Raw genomic sequence first — 19,228 nt, 5'->3', positions numbered from 1 at the left:
GGAGGAAGACGGTCCCGGCTACGAGCAGGCCGTTGACGATCGCGGTGATCACGAGGCGGCCTCCTCGTCGTCGTCCAGGTACTCGTCGACGGCGTCCTCACCGTCGGCGTAGGCGGAGCACTGGCCGCCCAGCTCGGCGCTGACGAAGTCGAGGTCGCATCCGGTGCCGCAGTCGGGGCAGCCCCAGCCGTTGCAGCCGGGCGACTCGCATCCGGAGTCGTAGGCGGGCTGACCGCAGTCGGGGCAGCCGCGCTCGTCCGGCTCGGTGTGCGGACGGTTCGGGTCCAGGAAGACGATCTCGGTGACGACACCTGCGGTCAGTTCAATCGGCTCAGGCATTGCTGCCTCCCATGAAGTCGGGGTGGACCTGGAGGTGTCCGACTGCGATGGATTCGCGGGTGTCCGGGTCGGTGACCCAGTCCGGGACCGGCCAGCAGATGGGCTCCGCGTCCGGCGCCGGGGTCGGGGTGGGGGCGGTCATGCGGTTGCCCCGTAGAGGAGGACCTGGCGGCACATGGCGGCGGTGACGGGCTGGGGTGCGGCGGTGAGCGGGCCGTGCTGCCCGTACACCTCCGGCAGCGTTAAGACCGTGCCGTGCCCGTCGAGGCGTTGCATGAGCGGCTGGCCGGACTCGGACACGTCGCACGTCCACAGCCAGCGGGAGCCGTCCACAGCGACCTGCATGCGGTCCAGGTCGATGACGTGCCCGTCGAGGAGACTGGTCATCACGCCACCTCGCGGAGGCTGCGGGACCGGTTGACGGTGGCGGCGTTGGCCGCGACGGTGGCGAGCTTGTCGAGGGTGGCCTGGCCGGCCCGGTCGCAGACGATCTGAACGCCAGGGGCGAGGCTGATGACGAGGTGGCCGTCGCGGGTGTCGAGACACACCCGCTCGTGGTCGTCGCCCAGGCCGACCGTCACGCCAGCGATCTCGGTGGGGTACTCGGTCACGACGCCTCCTGGCGGGTGTTGGGGCGGGTGTCGGTGGGGGCGGGCAGGTTCCGCAGGCGTGCGGCGGAGCGGTTGGCGCGCTGGGCGTTCTGCCGTGCAACCAGGGCGGCGATCCGGTCGCGCAGCGTCGGCAGCGGGACGTCCAAGTCGGAGATCGGGCGGGTCACTGCTCCGGCTCCTCGTCGTCGGCCAGCGGCCGGTGCGGGATATCGATCCCCTCACCCAGCGCGGGCAGGCCGTAGGAGGCGAGAACCGCCTGCCACTTCCGGCGGAACCGGGCCGCCTGACCGATCGACCAGGCGGCGATCACCGCCTCGGACAGCAGCAGCGAGGTGAGCAGCGACGGAAAGTCGCCGGCGGCCAGCAGCCAGACGCCGTTCGCGAAGGCAGCCGAAGCCATGCCAGCGGCAAGGCTCTCAACCGCGAGCCGCAGGTACGGGAAGCGCCTCACGCGGCCACCGCCTTCCGGGTGGCGTCGTACAGGTCGATGCCGTGGCGGATCGCGTGGCAGCAGTGCAGGAAGCCCGGCGTGTAGTCGCAGAAGTTCCACTCCCACGTCTCGCCGAAGGTCCATCCCTCGTAGCGGAAGTCGTCCAGTTCCTTGCGGGCTCCGGCCTCGTGGCTGATGTCGCCCCACTCGAAGATGTCGCGGGCGACTTCGGCGCCGATGCCGCGCGGCGCGTCACCGTTGCGGATCGCTTCGACGACGTGCTGCTTGACCTGCTTCTCGAAGAGGTCCGGGTTGAAGCCCTCGATCTCGTCGCGTCCGGCCCGGACCTTCTCTTGCCAGTAGCCGGGGTTGATCTGCCCAGTGAGGGCGGTGCGCCGGAACAGGACGAACATGTCCGGGGTGGCGTCGATGTCGAAGTGGAACGTCCAACCCGCCTTCACGACGAGGTTGTACGGCCACGTGATCAGCTCAAAGGCGCCGATGCCGCTGTCCGCCGGGCCCTCGAACCGGAGGTGCCGGTAAAGGTTGTCGGCGTGCAGGACGGTCATGCGGTGGCTGGCCGCGTTCTGGGCGAAGCGGGCTGCGATCTCGGAGTAGTCGGTCTGTGGAATCATGGACCTGCGGTCCCTTTCTCTTGCGTTCTGGGTGTGGGATCGCGAGGCCGTTCCCGTCTGCAGCGGGGCGGCCTCTTCGTTTGCCGTCAGGCGGCGGGGGCCGGCTCAGGCGGCGGCGCGGGCCGGCTTGTCGCGGGCGGTGTCGCCGTTGAGCCAGGCGTCAAGGTCGCTGACCTTGTAGGCGTAGTAGCGGAACCCGAGGCGCTTGCTGGACGGTCCGATGCCGTCGCGGCGCCAGCGGTAGAGGGTGGTGACGTGGACGCCCAGGTAGTCGGCGGCGTCTTCGCTCCAGAGCCAGCCCTTCGGCGGGGTCTTGGTCTTGTTGGACTTGGGCATGGGGGTTACTCCTCCTCGGTGGGGGTTGAGGTTCGAGACGTTCGGTTCGGATTCGGAGACGCTGGGGGCGCGAAAAGGGGGTTGATGGCGCTACCGACGGTCTCCGAGATGGCTATTGCGTCGTCGACGTCGGCGGTGCATTGCCTGCCGGTGAGCAGCTTCTCGATCACGCCCTTGCTGACGCCGGACTCTTCGGCGAGGGTGCGGACCGAGTAGGCCTGCCCTCGGCCGGGGTGCTGCATGTAGTGCTCGAGGACGTCTCTGTTGCGGAGTGTCCAGCGGCGGCTTGAGTTTCTTCGGCTCACGTATCCCCCGGATCGTGCGGGCTGTTTGCCTGACATAGCAAAGCATAGTCGAGACGGTTCGTCTACGGATCCGAGACGGCCGAGGGTCGACTATCGGCAAAGATTGTGGCCCGATAGCATCAATCCGTAGACGAACCGTCTCGGACTGCCAGATGGTTGTACGGACTGAGCTGGTATTTTTCCGGAGTCCATCCGCCCCCTATAGAGACAGCCGGTATCTGCAGTGACCCGAGAGGAAGAGGACATGACGGCAGCGGCCACCGACCCGCGAACCGGGACGGACGAGCCGGGCTCCCGCGGTGCACTCTCACAGCTCATCCTCGACGCCAACCACCGCGGCCTCTCCTACTCCAAGATGGCCGAGCGTGCCGTCGACCCCGACTCGGGAACCCGCCTGTCCAAGCCCTACCTGCAGCGCCTCGTCGACAACCCGCCGGCCAAGTCGCCCACCCCCAAGCAGTTGAGGGCGCTCGCTATCGCCCTTCGTGTCAGCGAGCGGCGCGTCAAGGCTGCCGCCGCAGCGCAGTGGCTGGAGTACGAGGCGACCGAGCTGGCCGGCTACAACGACGAGGTCCGCATCATCGTCGGCCATCTGGCCGGGATGCCCGAGTCTGAGCTGCGCCGCTGGCGGGCGATGATCGAGGCGGATGAGCGTGCGCGACGCGAGAACGGTTAGCGGGGCGCTGTAGCGCGTCGTCGGTTGATCGGGAAGGTCTCTATATAGACATTCTTAGGACCGATTGTGGCTGCCTGTTGATGGCGCGTACCCTTCCGTGACCGTGCGCTTCCGGCTCATAAGGCACAAGCGCACCGCACCTAGGGGAGGGCGCATGCTGCGCGTTGTGTACGAAGCCACCAACAACCTCAACCCGGGCCAACTCGTCGCGATAGAGGAAACCCGAGGTCGGGTCACCTTCAAGCTCCGCGAAGGCGCGATGGCCGACGACTACCTCCAGCCCCTGAACGCCGAGCTGAGGCGCTTCGTCGACCGGCGCACGTGGTTCCAGATCTGGCGCGGCCAGGTCATCAGCGCCAACTCCCCCGCCAGTCCCCTCACCGTGCAGTACAAGGCCGACCCTGACGTCGACCTGACCACCTGCGTGCAGATCCGCGAAGACTGCGGCACCGTCCGGTTCCACGTCTACCCCGGCACCCCCGCCGAGCTCCTCGTCAAGGTGATGAATCCGGCGATGGAGCGTTTCCTTGCTGGCGGACAGTGGTTCCAGTACTGGGAGGGTGAGATCGTCACCATGGACTCCCCGGGCAGTGCCGCTGCCTGACCCGCACCATCCAAGGGGTACTGCATGGCTGGCTACATTGAGGACCGCTGGTTCAAGAAGGACTCCCAAGGCAAGCGCACGATCGAGACGGAGCGGAACGGCCAGGGCAAGCGCTACCGGGTGGCCGGCGTACCGGGCGTGCGAGACCGCTCCTTTGACAAACTCACCGGCATCGATGGCGCCAAGGCCTGGCTGGCGAAGGCTCAGCACGAGTCATCCCGGGGCGAGTTCATCGACCCCCGCGACGGGACCATGCCGCTGCGGGAGTACATCGAAGACCACTGGTGGCCGAACCAGGACTACGCCGACCCGATCACCCGGGCCACGATCAAGGGGAAGGTGTGGAATCACATCCTCACCCATCTGGGATCGAAGCCTCTCAACGGGATCAAGACGCCGCAGCTGCGGGCCTGGCTGAAGACGCTCAACGCCCAGCTTGGTCCGGGCACCGTCAACGACGTGTGGGGCGGGCTCTCTGCCATCCTGCAGGCCGCAGTCGACGACGAGCGCATCACCAAGAACTACTGCCGTTCCCAGAAGACCGTGCGCCCGCCGGCCCGGCCCGAGCCGCGCGCGAGCGCGTGGTCGCGCGAACGGGTGCTTTTGGTGCGGTCCCTGATCGACGAGCGGGTGGAACTCGCCGTGGACCTCGGCGTTGGTGCGGGCCTGCGACAGGGTGAGGTGTTCGGGCTCGCGGTCGAGGACATCGACTACGAGGCCCAGGTGATCCGCGTGCAGAGGCAGATAAAGAAGGTGGGGTCGAAACTCGTGTACGCCCTGCCGAAGGGCCGCAAGACCCGCACCGTGCCGGTACCCGCCCACCTGCTGGCCAGAGTGCGGGAACACCTCGAGCGGTGGCCGGCGAAGGCGGTGACGCTGCCGTGGGGGGATCCGGAGGAGGGCGAGACGGAGAAGGAGATCAAGGAGCGGGCGCCGCGGACGTTCGGGCTGCTGCTGACTGCGCCGCGGGGCGGGGCCTGGCGGCGGGACTACTTCAACGACGCGTTCTGGAAGCCAGCCTTGGAGGCGGCCGGGCTGGTCGATCCGCCGAAGGTGTCGCAGCGTCCGATCGCGGGGAGGCCGGGCCGGTTCCGGACGGTGAAGCGGTATGCGGAGGACCGGGAGATGGGCTTCCACTCGCTGCGGCACACGTTCGCCAGTGTGCAGCTGGACGCGCGGGAGTCGGTTGTGTCAGTCTCGAAGTGGCTAGGCCATGCGGATCCGTCGATCACACTCCGGATCTACGCGCACATGATGCCCGAGGCGGATGGCCGGGGCAGGACGGCGATGCAGAACTGGTTTGAGGGCGAGTCGAAAACGATCTCCCCAGCCGCTCCCCAGGATTTCGAAGCTGCGATTCCGGCGCCTGCTGACGCCCCCCAGAGTGAGGGTGTCGAAGCCTCAGTGTCACCCGCTCTGGTCCTCTGACCTGCGCATTTCTTGCTGCGGTGTCACGGTGGCCGGTTGGCGGCGTGGCGGCGGGGGTGGCTGGTGGGGTGTGGTTGGGACTGATGGTGTTGTTCAGCCAGGTGGCCTCCGGGACCGGGGTGTGGCCGTAGACCACGGCCGCCCGGCCGCGGTAGTCCTCCGCCCACGGGTAGCGCACCGGCAGGCCGAACTCGTCCGTCTCCCCGGTGGTGTCGCCGTAGAGCGCGTGCGAGCGCACCCGGCCGGAGGTGCGGCCGTGGTACTTCTCCGGCAGGCCGGCGTGGCTGACCACCAGCCGCCCGCCGTCGAGGACGTAGTGGCTGACCAGGCCGTCGATGAACTCCCTCACCCGCGCCTTGAACTCCTCGCTCTCCCCCTCCATCTGCGCGATGGTCTCGGCGAGTCCGTGGGTGTGCTGGACCTTGCGGCCCTTGAGGTGGCGCCCGTACTTGTTCTCGTGGTTGCCCGGCACGCACAGCGCGTCGCCCGCCTCGACCATGGACATCACCCGGCGCAGCACACCCGGGCTGTCCGGGCCGCGGTCGACCAGGTCGCCGACGAAGACCGCGGTACGGCCCTCGGGGTGCGCCCCGTCGGCGTAGCCCAACTTGGCCAGCAGTGCTTCCAGTTCGGCGGAGCAGCCGTGGATGTCGCCGATGATGTCGAACGGGCCGGTGAGCTGGGTGAGGTCGTTGAAGCGCTTCTCGGTGACGACCGACGCGTTCTCGACCTCGTCGACCCCGCGCAGCACGTGCACCTTGCGGAAGCCCTCGCGCTCCAGGTGCCGCAGCGAGCGCCTCAGTTCGCGGGTGTGCCGCCGGATCACCCGGCGCGGCATGTCGGCCCGGTCGGTGCGGGCCGCGTTGCGCTCGGCGCACACCTCCTCCGGTACGTCGAGCACGATGGCGATGGGCAGCACGTCGTGGCTCTTCGCCAGGTCGATCAGCCGGCGCCGGGCGTCCTGCTGCACGCTGGTGGCGTCGACGACGGTGCGGCGGCCGGCCGCCAGGCGCTTGCCGGCGATGTAGTGCAGCACGTCGAAGGCGTCGCGAGTGGCGCCCTGGTCGTTCTCGTCGTCGGAGACCAGGCCGCGGCAGAAGTCCGAGGAGAGGACCTCGGTGGGCTTGAAGTGGCGCCGGGCGAAGGTGGACTTGCCCGAACCGGAGGCGCCGACGAGGACGACGAGGGAGAGGTCGGTCACGGGCAGGACGCGTCCTCGTCCTGTGGGGCTCTGTGTCCCGGTCATGCCGCCGTCGCCTCCTTCACGCTGGTGTCCTTGGTGTCCTTGGTGGTCCCGAGGGTGAAGACGGCCATCTGGGTGGGCGGTCCGACCTCGGGGTCGTCGGGGCCGATGGGGCGGAACTCGACGTCGTAGCCGTGGCGTTCGGCCACGGTGTGCGCCCACTGGCCGAACTCCTCGCGGGTCCACTCGAAGCGGTGGTCGCCGTGCCGTGCGTGCCCGGCGGAGAGGGTCTCCCAGCGGACGTTGTACTCGACGTTCGGAGTGGTCACGAGGACGGTGCGAGGGCGGGCGGCGCCGAACACCGCGTACTCCAGGGCGGGCAGCCGGGGCAGATCGAGGTGCTCGATCACCTCACTGAGCACGGCGGCGTCGTAGCCCTTGAGCTGCTTGTCGGTGTAGACGAGCGAGCCCTGCCGGAGCGTGACGCGGGCGGACTGCCGCTCCCCCATCCGGTCCAGCTTCAGCCGCCGGGCGGCGATGGTGAGGGCCCGTACCGACACGTCCACGCCGACGATCTCGGTGAACCGCGCGTCCCGCAGCAGCGCCTGCACCAACTGGCCCTGCCCGCAGCCGAGGTCGAGGACCCGGGCGGCACCGCGCTCGTGCAGCGCCGCGACGATCGCGTCCCGCCGCCGCACGGCCAGCGGCGTCGGCTTCTCCTCGGTCCCGGTCTCCTCCGCCACGGCGTTGTCGAGCTCATCGACCCCGCTGTCGTCGGCCTCGGCCAGCCGCACCAGCTCCAGTCGCTCCATCGCCTCCCGGGTCAGCGACCAGCGGCGCGCGAGGTAGCGGCTGGTGATCAGCTTCTGTTCCGGGTGCTCGGGCAGCCAGCCCTCGCCCGCCCGGAGCAGCTTGTCGACCTCGTCGGGTGCGACCCAGTAGTGCTTGGCGTCGTCGAGGACGGGGAGCAGGACGTAGAGGTGGCGCAGGGCCTGGGCAAGGGTCACCGCCTCCGACTCCAGCACGAGCCGGACATAGCGCGAGTCACCCCACTCGGGGAACTCGGCGTCCAGCGCGACCGGTTCGGCGCTGACCGTCCAGCCGAGCGGTTCGAACAGGCGCTGTACGAGGGCGGGGCCGCCGCGGGCCGGGAGCGCGGGTACCTCGATGCGCAACGGGCGTGGCCGGGACGGGAGTTCGGGCCGCGCGTGGCACACCCCGCGCAGCGCGCTGGAGAACACGGCGCTCAGCGCCACGGCGAGCAGCGAAGAGGCCGCGTAGGGGCGGTCGTTGACGTACTGCGCGAGCGCCGCGTCGGGGGCGCCGCCGCGTCCCTTGCCCTTGCCCCGCCGGACCAGGGCCACCGTGTCGACCTCCAGCAGCAGCGCCGCCGTGCAGCGCTGATCGTCCGCCTCGGGGTAGAGGACGTGCGCGGTGCCGTAGGAGGTGGAGAACGCCTGTGACTTGCCCGGGTGCTTGTGCAGCAGGAAACCGAGGTCGGTCGCGGGGTGTTCGGACGTGCCGGTGGTGGTGATGGTCAGGAACATGCGGAGGGCCTCTCCGGCTGGATGGACGACTGCGGAGCCGTGTACGCCAAAGCCCCCGAGGACGGTGATCCCGGGGGCTCGGCAGGACGACGCCCTCACCTTCGCACAGGGGTCCGGACCTGTGCCTTCCAATATTCACCGGCCACCACCCCACGGTCGGGGCATCGTTGTCGGGAAACAGGAGAAGAGGCGAGACGGCCGGCATCGGGATCAGCCGGGCCGAGCCCGTGGCACGGGGCGCCGGTGCGAGACCGTCCGGGAGGCGATCAGTGGTGGAGTGGATGCCCCGCGAGGAATGGGTGAGGACGCAGCCGCAGGCGCTCCTCGCCGCGTGTGTGGTGGTGCTGGACGGCGACGGCCGCGTCCTGCTCCTGCGCTACGGCCCCGGTCAGCCGATGACGGGCGGTTGGTGGCTGCCCGGCGGGATGCTGGACCACGGCGAGGACCCCTGGGCGGCGGCCCGGCGGGAGATGCGCGAGGAGACGGGCATCGAACTCGGGCCCGTGCCCCGGCTGATCGGCATGGACCACCGCGTGGACGTGCTGGGCACCGGCCCGGTCCTGGACTGCTTCTTCTACGGCGGCACGCTCCCCGGCGGCTCGCACACGACCGTTCGGCTCAGCGTCGAGCACGACCGGCACGGCTGGTTCGCCCCTGCCGATCTGCCCGGCACACGGCTCGCCGCCGGGGCCCGGACCCTCACCGCGCTGCACGAGGCGGCGCTGAACGCCACGGTGGTGTGCCTGCGGGAGGGCGAGCCGTGGGTGTGAGCCCCGGCCCGCCCAGGCCGCTAGGAGAGCTGCGACTGCACCTGGGTGGAGATCAGTTCCAGGTGGTCAAGGTCGGACAGGTCGAGGATCTGGAGGTAGATCCGGCCGGCGCCGATCGCGGCGTAGCGGCCGATCTTGTCGACGACCTCGGCCGGTGAGCCGGCCAGGCCGTTGGCCTTCAGTTCGTCGACCTCACGGCCGATCGCGGCGGCACGGCGGGCGACCTCCTGGTCGTCCCGGCCGACGCAGACGACGAGGGCGTTGGAGTACGTGAGGTCGTCGGGGCGCCGGCCGGCCGCCTCCGCGGCGGCCCGGACCCGGCCGAACTGCCGCTCGCTGTCCTCGATGGAGGCGAACGGGACGTTGAACTCGTCGGCGTACTGGGCGGCGAGGCGCGGCGTGCGGGTCGCTCCGAGCCCGCCGACGAGCACCGGGATCTTCGCCTGTGCGGGCTTCGGCAGCGCGGGCGAACCGCTGAGCTCGTAGTACGTCCCACGGAAGTCGAAGGTCTTGCCGGCCTCCGTCGCCCACATCCCCGTGACGATGGCCAGCTGCTCCTCCAGGCGGCCGAACTTCTCCTTCGGGAAGGGGATGCCGTACGCCTTGTGCTCCTCGGCGAACCAGCCCGCTCCCAGGCCCAGTTCGACCCGGCCGCCGGACATCCGGTCCACCTGGGCGACCTGGACGGCGAGCACGCCGGGCAGCCGGAAGGTGGCAGCCGTCATGAGCGTGCCGAGCCGGATGCGCTTGGTCTCGCGGGCGAGTCCGGCGAGGGTGATCCAGGCGTCGGTGGGTCCGGGCAGGCCGTCCACGTCGCCCATGTGGAGGAAGTGGTCGGAGCGGAAGAAGGCGTCGAACCCCAGGTCCTCGGTGGCCTTCGCCACGGTGAGCAAGGTGTCGTAGGTCGCCCCCTGCTGGGGCTCGGTGAAGATGCGAAGATCCATGCTCCCCATCCTGCACGCCGGCGGGCCCACCGGCGCACGGGCCTCACCGGGTCCCGTCGCCCTCCCGCCCCCGGTCGGGTCAAATCGCCTCCCTCTCCGGCGGCGCCTCCTCCCGCGCGGCCAGTTTCCGCACCATCTCGCGGACCCTGTCGCGGGCCTCGTCCGCCGCGTCGATCGCCTCCATGCACTGCCAGTACGTGGCCTCGTCGGCGGCCGAGCTCGCGACGCCGACGAGCGCGATGCCGGCCTCGCCGAGCAGGGCGTCCAGGCACAGCAACGCCTGCCGGGCGTCGTCCAGTTCGGTGAGCAGGGCCGCCCGTAAGTCCTCCGGATCGAGGTCCGGCGCGTCGAGGACTCCGCAGCCCCGGCCCGCCAGTTCGGTCAACCCCAGCGCCTCGCCCCGTAGTTCGGGTGGCCCGGAGACGGCGAGCCGGCTGCCGATCGCCTGCGCCAGGGCTTGCGCCTGCCACACCTCGGTCAGGATGGCGGGGGCTTCGCCGCTCCCCGCCAGGGCACGCCTGCTCGCCAGGATGAGCCGCACCGCGTCCATGCGCTGCCCCTGTCTGTCCCGACGTGCTGTTCGCACGTCCGCCCGAACACCCTTGTTCACTACCCAGAGTGAAGGCGCCTGGGACGAAAAGCCAGAGGAAGCCGGAAATCTGCGGACAACAAATCGGTTTCGGTCGGATGAACGATTTCGGAGAGTGACAACGGAGGAGGGGCTTCCCCCTTCACGCCCCTGTTCACCCTCATGGGATCGCAGAAGTCCGGCGGACTGATCGAGGCGACCCTCGAGGACGTCGCCGAGTCCCTCGGGTACAGCCGGCCCCACCTCACGACGGATTTGCTGATCTCTGAGGGATGGGAAAACTGGGGAGGAAGCGGCCCTGCTGGTGCGATGGCGGTGCGGCCACGGCGTGCCGGGGCCTCCAGATGAAGCCCCGCCGTTCGACCAGGTCACCGCCTGCGCCGGTGTTCTGGTGCGGCCTTGTACGTCATCTCGGCGAAGGTCGCTGTACGTGGGCTGGTCGCTGACGGTGAAAAGGGGAGGCCCTGCAGCCGGGAGCCGTCTCACATGCGTCGCTGCACCGGTCGGTGCACGCTGGTGGTGGAGAGGGCTTTTGCGTGGGCAAGCCTGCGGGCGCGACGACCCGACCCGGCCGTCCCGGCAGGGCCCGACATCAGGTGGAGACCGAGCGCCGGCCTGCTGGTGATGGGTTCCCCCCTCTGCGCGAGTCGTCCGTGGACCTGGGCCGGCCCAGGACGCGGTCCGGCGCGGGGCTTCCCCCTGCAGGGTCGTTCCTCGACAGGTGCCCGCTGTCATCGGCAGGCAGCAGTGGGAAGGAAGCGCGATGGAGATCAAAGGATCGACCGCCCTGGTGACGGGGGCCAATCGTGGCATCGGCCACGCGTTCGCCCGCGCGCTGATCGCGCGGGGAGCAGGGAAGGTCTACGCCGGTGTCCGCGATCCGGCGGGCGTGGGCGACGAGGACCTGACCCCGCTGCGTTTGGACGTCACCGTGCCGGAGGACGTCGCCGCGGCGGCGGCGGCCGCCGCGGATGTCACCATCGTGATCAACAACGCGGGTGTCGGAGGTTTCGACACCAAGCTGCTGACGGGCTCCTTCGACGGCGCGCGCGAGGCGATGGAGATCAACTACTTCGGTACCTGGGCCGTGTCCCGTGCCTTCGCCCCGGTCCTGGCGCGCAATGGCGGCGGCGCACTGATCAACATGCTGTCGACCGCCTCCTGGGCGTCCCGGCCGGACTATCCCGGGTATGCGGCCTCCAAGGCAGCCCAGTGGTCGTTGACGGGCGCGCTGCGGGAAGGCCTGCGCGAGCAGGGAACTCTCGTGATCGGTGTCCACGCCAGTTTCGTGGAGACGGATCTCAGTTCCTTCACGGACGCACCGAAGATCAGTGCGGATGATGTTGCGGAGCAGACCATGGAGGCACTGGCGAACGACCGGGTCGAAGTCCTTACCGACGAGCGGACCCGGCAGGTCAAACGTGCTCTGTCGCAACCAGTCGAACAGTGAGGAGCTGCCGGCTCGCCCCCACGGGGCTGACGGCAGCGGATCACCGCCCGGTACCTGCAGCAGCCCGACGAGGTGCTGGATCGGCACGCCATCGAGGGCCCCGCAGCACCTCGCCGCTCCAACGGTGAGCTGGTGTTCGCCGAGCCGTGGGAAAGCCGCGCCTTCGGCATGGCCGTCACCCTGTACGAGACGGGCGTCTTCGGCTGGACGGAATTCCAGACCTTCCGCGGTCGTCACTGCCCACGCGTCATCGTTCGGCAGCTCGTAGCGCCCGCCGTTGCCCTTGAGGCCGAAGGCCGCATGTTGCGGTCCGATGGGTTGCCGCATCGGTCGATGAGTCCCCCTACGACCGTCCGTACGGCACCGGCCGGCCGGTGAACGCGTCCAGGAGGACACGGTCGCCGAGTGGCCGGTTCAGCTTCACCGTCACCGTCTCCATCAGCAGGTCTGCGGTACAGGGACCCTCCTTCGTCCCGACGACGGAAGCGGACAGCACCACGCTCCCGCCCGTCTCCAGCACGTCCACGACAGGACCGTCGTCGCAGGCCCCGTGGCCGGAGAGCACCGTGACGGACCGGCCGTCCCTCGCGGTCCTGACCAGCTGCAACGTGTCGCCGGACCCCTCCGCGACCGGCTTGACCGGCGGCGTGAGAGGTTTCGAGGGGCGGACGGCGGCCAGCTTGAGCGGAGTGTCGTAGCCGTCCAGGGTGAAAAGCCAGGCCGGGACGGTCGCCGGGCCGCGGCTGGTGGCCACGGTCATCTCACCCAGCTTCGCCCCGGTCACGGTCAAGTGCGGTCCGTCGTCGCTGCCGCGGGCCACTGCCTCATACGCCTGCCGCGCCCCCATCAGCGGCAACGTGAGCGAGCCCCCGCTCTCCCACTTCACCCGGCCGTTCTTCCCCGGCGCGGCGGGGAGTTGGCCGCGCAGGGCGAAGTTCTGGGTCCCGTAGGCCTGCTTGTCCGATATGCCGTGGAAGACGTCCTCGGGCAGCTCGACAGCCTCTCCGATCGGGTGGTAGCCCTTCCGCCAAGCCCGGGCGGCCTCGGAGCCGTCCCAGGCGTCGGCGACCTGACGAGCGCGGGCCCCCGCCACCAGGCCACAGCCGGTGACGGTCCCGCCCGCTGCGGCGAACAGGGCGAGGACGAGGAGCAGTTGGGCGGTGCGGGCCAGGGCGCCGGAGACGGCGGCCAGAGTGGCTCGTATACGCATGCGTTCCCCAGGTGGAGAAAGGGGCCGGGCGCCGATCGTTCCTCGCAGTCCGTCTCGGCGCGGGGCCCAATGACCGTGGAGTCTGTTTGACTCACGTGATCAGATCCCTCACCGGTGGGGGCGGTTGTACGGGAATTCGAAGTTCTGGAAACGGCCTGTCAGTCGCCGTGGCGGCGGCCGCCCCGGACTCAGGAGAGCCCACACATGCTCGTGCTCCTGCGCAGCAAGCGGGAACAGGCCCGACGGTTCGAGCGGAACTGGGGATCACGCCCCCGGCTCGCCCGGCTCCGTCCATTCCCCTGGTTCCGCAGCCGGTTCCCCTGGCTTCCCCGGCACCGGAAACCGCCGCTCGTTCCGGTCGATCTTCGCAGCCAGCGCCGCCAGTGGATCGACGCCGAGCACCTCGCACAGTTGCAGCAGATAGGCGAGGACGTCCGCGACCTCGTCGCGCACACGGTGCGCGGTCCCGGGGTCCGCCATGACGCCGGCCGACTCCTCCGGGGTCAACCACTGGAAGATCTCGACCAGTTCGGACGCCTCCACGCTGAGCGCGGCGACCAGGTTCTTCGGCGTGTGGTACGGCTGCCAGTCGCGCGCGGCGGCGAACTCCGCCAACCGCCGCTGCAACCCGGCCAGATCCGGATGCTCGGATTCCTCAGTCACACCATCAGGTCTATCACCCGCGGCTCCCCCACCGGCGCGGCCCCGGCTCACGGCGCGACCCGCGGGCTCACGGGCACGGTCCCCGGGCTCACCCGCCCGGAACGGCCGCGCCCGGGATGAGTCCGCTCACCTCGGTGCCGGGCGGCGTGAGCAGGAACACGTTGCGGTCGACGCGGTGCATCCCGCTGCCCAGCCCGAAGACGACACCGGTGCTGAAGTCCAGGACCCGCTTGGCGACCTCGCCCTCGGCGCCGGTCAGGTCGAGGAGCACCGGTACGCCCGCCATCAGGGTCTCGGCGACATCCCGGGCGTCCGCGAACACGTTGACCCGCAGGACGACGAAGCGGCGGCGTGCCTCCGTCGTCGCCTCCGGTGGCACGCGGTGGTTCACCGCGGACGGCCAGGCGTCGCGGCCGCGCAGCGGAACGACCTGGGCGAGCCCCTCCCACTGCTCATCGGTGACGTCGTGACTGTTCACCGGCTCCCCCTGCCCTGACTCGCTTGCCTCACCTGCACCAGCCAATTCTTACGCGACGTCACCCTTTCGGCCCAACAGCGACACGGTGCGCGACAGGAGGTCACGAGAGTGCCCGAAAGAGACATCATCTCAACGTATATCGATCGCCCGTCACACGCGGGTTGACCGTTTCCCACCCGAAAGTGGCTTCTTACCGCGCTCACACCGGACTCTTCACCGCCCGCCGCGCGCCGCTCACCGGATCCGATTAGGTTCGGGTGTCGTGCACTTGGCAGAACAACAGCTGGTGGCACCCGGTCGGCGGACACTGTCGGCGGTGTCCGCCCCGGAACCGCCGGCCCAGTGGCATCGCGTCCTGACGCTACTGGCCGTCGTGAGTCTCTTCATCGGTACCCGGGCGGTGTGGACGCAGGCCGCGTCCCGGCTGCTCCCCGTCGCCGGCGTCATCTGCCTGTGCTACGCCTCGATCCTGGTCTGCGCGGTGCTGGCCCTGGTGGTCCGCCGCACGAGGTCCCTGGCCCGCGTGGACCTGTGCGTGCTGCTGACCGCCGTGACGCTCACCGTGTGCGCGTGGCTCATGAACCACGCGGGCGGCGACGAAGCGGTCCTCACCGCGCAGGCGGCGAGGGAACTGGTCGCCGGGCACACGGTGTACGGGCAGCCGTGGCCCTGGCTCTTCCACGGCCCCGTGCCGCTCACGCCCACCGTGGACGGCAGCTACGACTACACCTACGGCTACCCCCCGCTGGCGGTGCTGCTGACCGCGCCCCTGCTGTGGCTCGGGCACGACGGCGCCCCCGCGACGGCGGTGAGCACGGGCGCGCTGATCGCCGGCACGGTGGTCCTGTGGCGGATGCTGCCGCCGCGGTGGCGCCCGGCGGCCACCATGGTGTGCCTGGGCCTCGGCCTCCTGCCGCCCTACGGGCGCCTCGGCTATCCGGCGGTCCTCGCCCTGGCGCTGCTGATCCCGGTCGTGGTGCGCTGGCCGCGGATCGGGCAGGGCGGACGGCTCGGCGCGGCCGGACTGGCCCGGGCCGCGTGCCTGGGCGCGGCGTGCGCGGCGCAGCAACTCCCGTGGTTCGTGACGCCGTTCCTGCTGGCCGGTGTCTACGCGGTGCGTCGCGGCGAACTGGGCCCCCGGCAGGCCTTGTCGGTGGTGCTCCGGCTGCTCGGGGCCGCCGTCACCACATGGCTGCTGATCAACACGTACTTCATCGCGAGCGAGCCGGGCGAGTGGCTGCGCGGCATCGCGCTGCCACTGACCCAGGGCGCGGTGCTGCACGGACAGGGCCTGGTGGACGTGTCGCTGTACTTCACCGACGGCAGCGACCGCCTGGACTGGTACTCGCGTGCCAGTGTGCTTCTCGCCGCGGCCCTGCTGGCCGTGTTCGTGCTCTTCGTACGGCGGCTGGGCCCGGCGGCGACCGTCCTGCCCTGGTGCGCCTTCTTCCTGGCGACGCGCTCCCAGGACGGCTACTACCTGATGATGACGCCGCTGTGGCTCACCGCCGCCGTCACCGCGCCCGCCTCCGAGTTCGCGCGGGCCTGGCAGCCCCGGCCGCGCCCGCTGTCGGGGCCGCACCGGCGCCCGGCCCGCATCGCGGCGGCCGGGCTCCTGGTCCTCCCCGCGCTGGTCAGCGCGACCGTGGCGGTGACGGGCAGGCCACCGCTGGCCATGCGGGTCACGGCGGTGCAGCGGTCCTCCGCCACGCACGTCTCCCGGCTGACCCTCCAGCTCACCAACACCAGCGGCGATCCCCTCACGCCCCACTTCATCCTCACCAAGGGCAAGGGCATGGGCAGGTTCTGGTCGCTGGTGAAAGGTCCGGCCACGATCCCGGCGCACTCCACCGCCCGCGTCGAACTACGGGCGCCCCGCACCGGGTTCACCGTCCCCGGTCCCCATACCCGCCTCCGTCTGCGCGCGTTCACGGCCACCCCGCAGACGCTGTCGAGCCAGGACGTCTCGCTGACGGCGCCGAAGAAGAGGTGAGCGCGCGGAGGCCCGCTTCCGGTGGCCCCCGCGCGCGCTCGCGCCGGCCGCGAACCGCCGGTGGCGCGGCGGCCGTGGTCCGCCGCGCCACCGGACGACTAACTCGTACTGCAGGAGACCGTCGGCCAGGTCCAGGTGCCGTTGGTCTGTATCGTCACGCCCCAGTTGTTGCCGTTGCCGTTGGGCTTGGCCACCAGCACCTGCGAACTCGGATAGCTCGCGCTGATGTTCCAGGTCGCGATGATCTTCTCCGGCGACGGAACGTTCATCGTCACCGTCCAGTTGCTGGAACCGCTCACCGACACGTTCAGGTTGTACCGGTCACTCCACTGCTGACCCGCCGACAGCGTCGCGGTACACCCACCGGTGCCACCACCACCGCCACCACCACCGCCGGAGCCGCCTCCGTCGGGGGCCACGGCGCGGCCGGTCTGCGGGGAGATCATGCCGGAGCACAGGCCCTTGGAGGCCAGGGTCTGCGCGATGCGCGGAATCGCGGCGAGCGTGTTGGCGGGCCACTCGTGCATGAGGATGATCTGGCCGTTGCCGAGCCGGGAGACGGCCTGCACGATCGCGTCGGTGCTCGCGCCGTTCCAGTCCTGCGAGTCGACGTCCCAGATGATCTCGGTCAGGCCGTACTTGGCCTCGACCGACTTCAGCGTCGAGTTGGTCTCGCCGTAGGGCGGCCGGAACAGCTTCGGCGTGCCACCGCCCGCGGCGGCGATGGCCTGCTGGGTCCGGGAGAGTTCCGAGTCGATCTGCGACTGGCTCTGCTGGATCAGGTGCGGGTGGGTGTAGCTGTGGTTGCCGACCCACATGCCGGCGTCGACCTGCGCCCGTACCTGGGCCGGGGAGGAGGCCGCGAACTGGCCCTCGTTGAACATCGTGGCCCGCAGCCCGTTCTGCTTCAGCGCGTTGAGCAGGGCCGGGGTGCGGTCGTTGGACGGGCCGTCGTCGAAGGTGAGTCCGACGTACCCGTTGCAGGTGGCCGCGTACGACGGAGTGGCGTCGACGGTCAGGGAGCCCGCCACGGCCAGCGCCGTGACGGCCAGTCCCGCGAACAGGGACCGCAGTGACGCAAGTGGTCTGGTTCTCATGCGGCTTGGGACCTTTCTGAAGGGGGTCTTCGGGGTCGGCGGGGTCAGCTCGCGCTGCAGGAGACCGTCGGCCAGGTCCAGGTGCCGTTGGTCTGTATGGTCACGCCCCAGTTGTTGCCGTTGCCGTTGGGCTTGGCCACCAGCACCTGCGAACTCGGATAACTCGCGCTGATGTTCCAGGTCGCGATGATCTTCTCCGGCGACGGAACGTTCATCGTCACCGTCCAGTTGCTGGAACCGCTCACCGACACGTTCAGGTTGTACCGGTCACTCCACTGCTGACCCGCCGACAGCGTCGCGGTACACCCACCGGTGCCACCACCACCGCCACCACCACCGCCACCACCGGAACCGGCGTCGCCCACGGTGATGTTGGAGTTGCCGCTGCTCTGGTAACCCTCGGTCGCCATGATCATGTAGTTGAAGGTGCCCAGCTTCATTCCCTTGCCGGCCCAGGCGTCGAAGTGGTTGCCGGTGGTGATGGTTCCACCGGTCTTCTTCGACTGGCGGACGCTCCAGTACTGGTCGAAGGTCCGGGTGCCCTCGATGGAGGGGGCGTTGACCCGTGTCGTCTTGTAGATGTCGTACGTGCCGCCGTCGCTGGTGACGGTGCCCATGTACGTTCCGGTGGGCCGGTAGGTGCCCCAGTTGTCGACGACGTAGTACTCGACGAGCGGGTTGGTCGTCCACCCGTAGAGGGCGAGGTAGGCGTTGCCGGACGGGTTGAAGCTGCCCGAGTAGTTCACGCTCCTGCGTCCGCCGGTGCTCCAGCCCTTGCCGGCGACGAAGTTGCCGGTGTTGCTCCATGAGGTGCTGTAGTTGCCGCCGGACCCCATGTTCATGGAGACGGTCCCCGGGCTGTCGGTCCAGAACGAGTAGTAGTAGCCGTTGTTGGTGCCGGTCTGGTTCGAGGTGACGACCGTGTCGGCGCTGGCGGTGCCCGGCAATGTCATCGCGGCCATGACAACCAGGGCGGCGGTGCAGAGACTCCTGATGAACCACGTGAAGCGACCGCGTCTGCGGCCGTTCTCCCGGAAGAGCGTGTTCATGTCCGTGCTTCCTCCTCGTGAGGGTGGTGGGGGGCGGGCAGCACGGCAGGACCTCACGGAACGGCCGGCTGCCAGGAGGTGACGCAGCGGTGAGAAGTGTTGAGCCGGGTCCGTCGGGTGTCAACAGTTTCGGTCGGAATTTCGAAACGTTCGCTCGGGCCAGGAGTCGCACGGAGGCTTGTTTTACCTGCTCAGAGCAACAGTCACCGGAACCGTCCAAGCGTGCCCGAGCAGACGCTGATGCTCTAGATCAACTTGAAGGCCGACACCTTCGAAAGTTTCGAGGAGGTCGGCTCACTCACTACGCCCCGTACAGGTCCTCAGGCGCACGCACCGGCAGGTGGCAGGCCGTCAGGTGCCGGGCCGCACCGGCCGCGCCGACTCCGCGGACCAGGATCGCGCCCCCGCGCTCCGGGCCGTCCGAGGTGGCCTCCAGGACCCTGGCCCGTACGGCGCCGGACCCGATCTCCACCAGCACGGTGCGCGCCCCGGCGGGGTCCGGGAGGGTGACCTCCAGCGAGGCGTCCGGTTCGGTCCGGGCCACGGCGGCGCACCACACCGCGACCGTGGCCGGGTCCCAGCCGCCCGGCACCTCGACGGGCACGGTGGCGGCCGGGCCCCGCAGCGACAGCCGGCCCGCCGGCCGCGCACCGCGCTCGGCGGCCGCCCGCCACAGCGTGTCCAGGTCCGCCGCGTGCACGGTCCGGCCGACCCGGTCGCCGAGCAGGTATCCCGCGGACAGCCAGGCCCGGACCCGCAGTCCCGATCCGGGCCCCAGGAGTCGTTCGGTCCGCGCCGCGCGGGCGGCCAGGACGGCGCGGCCGGGCGGGGCCAGGACGTCCTCCCAGCGCGGTACGGAACGGCCCGCTCCGCAGGCTCCGCACATCGTGG

The 19,228-nt window shown here is 70.1% G+C and carries 23 protein-coding genes and 1 pseudogene; 6 read left to right on the top strand and 18 right to left on the bottom strand.

What is annotated here, in order from left to right; translation table 11 throughout:
- Nucleotides 1–48: 48 nt before the first annotated feature.
- The 8 genes from ACIQMV_RS08450 to ACIQMV_RS08415 all read right to left on the bottom strand — a co-directional run bounded on the left by ACIQMV_RS08450 (nucleotide 49) and on the right by ACIQMV_RS08415 (nucleotide 2,351).
- On the bottom strand, nucleotides 49–339 hold the full coding sequence (locus ACIQMV_RS08450; protein ID WP_402592017.1) for a hypothetical protein: 291 nt from the start codon (nucleotides 337–339) through the stop codon (nucleotides 49–51).
- Nucleotides 332–481: a hypothetical protein gene (locus ACIQMV_RS08445; RefSeq protein WP_402592016.1), complete on the bottom strand. Its 150-nt coding sequence runs from the start codon at nucleotides 479–481 to the stop codon at nucleotides 332–334. Before ACIQMV_RS08445 ends, ACIQMV_RS08450 begins: the two co-directional genes overlap by 8 nt.
- The gene (locus ACIQMV_RS08440) at nucleotides 478–726 is read right to left on the bottom strand and encodes a phiSA1p31-related protein (RefSeq protein ID WP_402592015.1); all 249 of its coding nucleotides are present in this window, start codon (nucleotides 724–726) and stop codon (nucleotides 478–480) included. Before ACIQMV_RS08440 ends, ACIQMV_RS08445 begins: the two co-directional genes overlap by 4 nt.
- Complete coding sequence (locus ACIQMV_RS08435) at nucleotides 726–950, bottom strand: hypothetical protein (protein ID WP_402592014.1); 225 nt, start codon at nucleotides 948–950, stop codon at nucleotides 726–728. Before ACIQMV_RS08435 ends, ACIQMV_RS08440 begins: the two co-directional genes overlap by 1 nt.
- Nucleotides 947–1,117, bottom strand: a complete 171-nt coding sequence (locus tag ACIQMV_RS08430; protein WP_402592013.1) for a hypothetical protein — start codon at nucleotides 1,115–1,117, stop codon at nucleotides 947–949. Before ACIQMV_RS08430 ends, ACIQMV_RS08435 begins: the two co-directional genes overlap by 4 nt.
- Complete coding sequence (locus tag ACIQMV_RS08425; protein ID WP_402592012.1) at nucleotides 1,114–1,350, bottom strand: hypothetical protein; 237 nt, start codon at nucleotides 1,348–1,350, stop codon at nucleotides 1,114–1,116. The genes ACIQMV_RS08430 and ACIQMV_RS08425 overlap by 4 nt, the downstream gene beginning before the upstream one ends.
- A gap of 47 nt (nucleotides 1,351–1,397) precedes the next feature.
- The gene (locus ACIQMV_RS08420; RefSeq protein ID WP_402592011.1) at nucleotides 1,398–2,015 is read right to left on the bottom strand and encodes a hypothetical protein; all 618 of its coding nucleotides are present in this window, start codon (nucleotides 2,013–2,015) and stop codon (nucleotides 1,398–1,400) included.
- Between the two features lie 105 nt (nucleotides 2,016–2,120).
- Entirely contained in the window at nucleotides 2,121–2,351 is a 231-nt protein-coding gene (locus ACIQMV_RS08415; protein ID WP_402592010.1) for a helix-turn-helix transcriptional regulator, read from the bottom strand.
- A gap of 549 nt (nucleotides 2,352–2,900) precedes the next feature.
- Between ACIQMV_RS08415 and ACIQMV_RS08410 the strand changes: the two genes are divergently transcribed.
- From ACIQMV_RS08410 to ACIQMV_RS08400, 3 genes are all read left to right on the top strand, one after another.
- Nucleotides 2,901–3,332: a hypothetical protein gene (locus ACIQMV_RS08410; RefSeq protein WP_402592009.1), complete on the top strand. Its 432-nt coding sequence runs from the start codon at nucleotides 2,901–2,903 to the stop codon at nucleotides 3,330–3,332.
- 154 nt (nucleotides 3,333–3,486) lie between these two features.
- Entirely contained in the window at nucleotides 3,487–3,936 is a 450-nt protein-coding gene (locus ACIQMV_RS08405; protein ID WP_402592008.1) for a hypothetical protein, read from the top strand.
- Between the two features lie 24 nt (nucleotides 3,937–3,960).
- The gene (locus ACIQMV_RS08400; protein ID WP_402592007.1) at nucleotides 3,961–5,364 is read left to right on the top strand and encodes a tyrosine-type recombinase/integrase; all 1,404 of its coding nucleotides are present in this window, start codon (nucleotides 3,961–3,963) and stop codon (nucleotides 5,362–5,364) included.
- 82 nt (nucleotides 5,365–5,446) lie between these two features.
- On the opposite strand, the pseudogene ACIQMV_RS08395 reads toward ACIQMV_RS08400, so the two are convergent.
- A pseudogene (locus ACIQMV_RS08395) lies at nucleotides 5,447–6,610 on the bottom strand (AAA family ATPase); the annotation flags it as partial.
- Nucleotides 6,607–8,094, bottom strand: coding sequence for a 3' terminal RNA ribose 2'-O-methyltransferase Hen1 (locus tag ACIQMV_RS08390; protein WP_402592006.1), 1,488 nt, complete (start codon nucleotides 8,092–8,094; stop codon nucleotides 6,607–6,609). The gene ACIQMV_RS08390 and the pseudogene ACIQMV_RS08395, both read right to left, overlap by 4 nt.
- A gap of 281 nt (nucleotides 8,095–8,375) precedes the next feature.
- Here ACIQMV_RS08390 and ACIQMV_RS08385 point away from each other — a divergent pair, with 281 nt between their 5' ends.
- On the top strand, nucleotides 8,376–8,864 hold the full coding sequence (locus ACIQMV_RS08385) for an NUDIX hydrolase (protein ID WP_402592005.1): 489 nt from the start codon (nucleotides 8,376–8,378) through the stop codon (nucleotides 8,862–8,864).
- Nucleotides 8,865–8,884: 20 nt separating this feature from the next.
- Here the strand turns inward: ACIQMV_RS08385 and ACIQMV_RS08380 are convergent, their stop codons facing one another.
- Both ACIQMV_RS08380 and ACIQMV_RS08375 read right to left on the bottom strand, forming a co-directional pair.
- Nucleotides 8,885–9,808, bottom strand: coding sequence for an LLM class F420-dependent oxidoreductase (locus ACIQMV_RS08380; protein ID WP_141357422.1), 924 nt, complete (start codon nucleotides 9,806–9,808; stop codon nucleotides 8,885–8,887).
- Nucleotides 9,809–9,887: 79 nt separating this feature from the next.
- Nucleotides 9,888–10,358 (bottom strand): DUF6099 family protein, encoded by a 471-nt coding sequence (locus ACIQMV_RS08375; RefSeq protein WP_141366160.1) that lies wholly within the window; start codon nucleotides 10,356–10,358, stop codon nucleotides 9,888–9,890.
- A 760-nt stretch (nucleotides 10,359–11,118) separates the two neighbouring features.
- On the opposite strand from ACIQMV_RS08375, the gene ACIQMV_RS08370 reads away from it, so the two are divergent.
- Nucleotides 11,119–11,847 (top strand): SDR family oxidoreductase, encoded by a 729-nt coding sequence (locus ACIQMV_RS08370; RefSeq protein ID WP_402592004.1) that lies wholly within the window; start codon nucleotides 11,119–11,121, stop codon nucleotides 11,845–11,847.
- Nucleotides 11,848–12,190: 343 nt separating this feature from the next.
- On the opposite strand, the gene ACIQMV_RS08365 is transcribed toward ACIQMV_RS08370, so the two are convergent.
- From ACIQMV_RS08365 to ACIQMV_RS08355, 3 genes are all read right to left on the bottom strand, one after another.
- Entirely contained in the window at nucleotides 12,191–13,057 is an 867-nt protein-coding gene (locus ACIQMV_RS08365; RefSeq protein ID WP_402592003.1) for a hypothetical protein, read from the bottom strand.
- 264 nt (nucleotides 13,058–13,321) lie between these two features.
- On the bottom strand, nucleotides 13,322–13,720 hold the full coding sequence (locus ACIQMV_RS08360) for a nucleotide pyrophosphohydrolase (RefSeq protein WP_141357434.1): 399 nt from the start codon (nucleotides 13,718–13,720) through the stop codon (nucleotides 13,322–13,324).
- An 88-nt stretch (nucleotides 13,721–13,808) separates the two neighbouring features.
- The gene (locus ACIQMV_RS08355) at nucleotides 13,809–14,198 is read right to left on the bottom strand and encodes a cell division protein SepF (RefSeq protein WP_402592002.1); all 390 of its coding nucleotides are present in this window, start codon (nucleotides 14,196–14,198) and stop codon (nucleotides 13,809–13,811) included.
- 316 nt (nucleotides 14,199–14,514) lie between these two features.
- Here ACIQMV_RS08355 and ACIQMV_RS08350 point away from each other — a divergent pair, with 316 nt between their 5' ends.
- On the top strand, nucleotides 14,515–16,191 hold the full coding sequence (locus ACIQMV_RS08350; RefSeq protein WP_402592001.1) for a hypothetical protein: 1,677 nt from the start codon (nucleotides 14,515–14,517) through the stop codon (nucleotides 16,189–16,191).
- Nucleotides 16,192–16,289: 98 nt separating this feature from the next.
- On the opposite strand, the gene ACIQMV_RS08345 is transcribed toward ACIQMV_RS08350, so the two are convergent.
- The 3 genes from ACIQMV_RS08345 to ACIQMV_RS08335 form a co-directional block, all read right to left on the bottom strand.
- Nucleotides 16,290–17,288: a polysaccharide deacetylase family protein gene (locus ACIQMV_RS08345; RefSeq protein ID WP_402592000.1), complete on the bottom strand. Its 999-nt coding sequence runs from the start codon at nucleotides 17,286–17,288 to the stop codon at nucleotides 16,290–16,292.
- Nucleotides 17,289–17,332: 44 nt separating this feature from the next.
- A complete protein-coding gene (locus ACIQMV_RS08340) occupies nucleotides 17,333–18,337 on the bottom strand; it encodes a glycoside hydrolase family 11 protein (protein WP_401772882.1) in 1,005 nt (334 codons plus the stop codon).
- 301 nt (nucleotides 18,338–18,638) lie between these two features.
- Nucleotides 18,639–19,223: a hypothetical protein gene (locus tag ACIQMV_RS08335; RefSeq protein ID WP_402591999.1), complete on the bottom strand. Its 585-nt coding sequence runs from the start codon at nucleotides 19,221–19,223 to the stop codon at nucleotides 18,639–18,641.
- Nucleotides 19,224–19,228: the final 5 nt, after the last annotated feature.

The organism is Streptomyces sp. NPDC091412, assembly GCF_044756885.1.
Lineage (GTDB): Bacteria > Actinomycetota > Actinomycetes > Streptomycetales > Streptomycetaceae > Streptomyces.
Note: the sequence above shows the minus strand (reverse complement) of the source record. Positions and strands in the feature narration are given on the sequence as shown.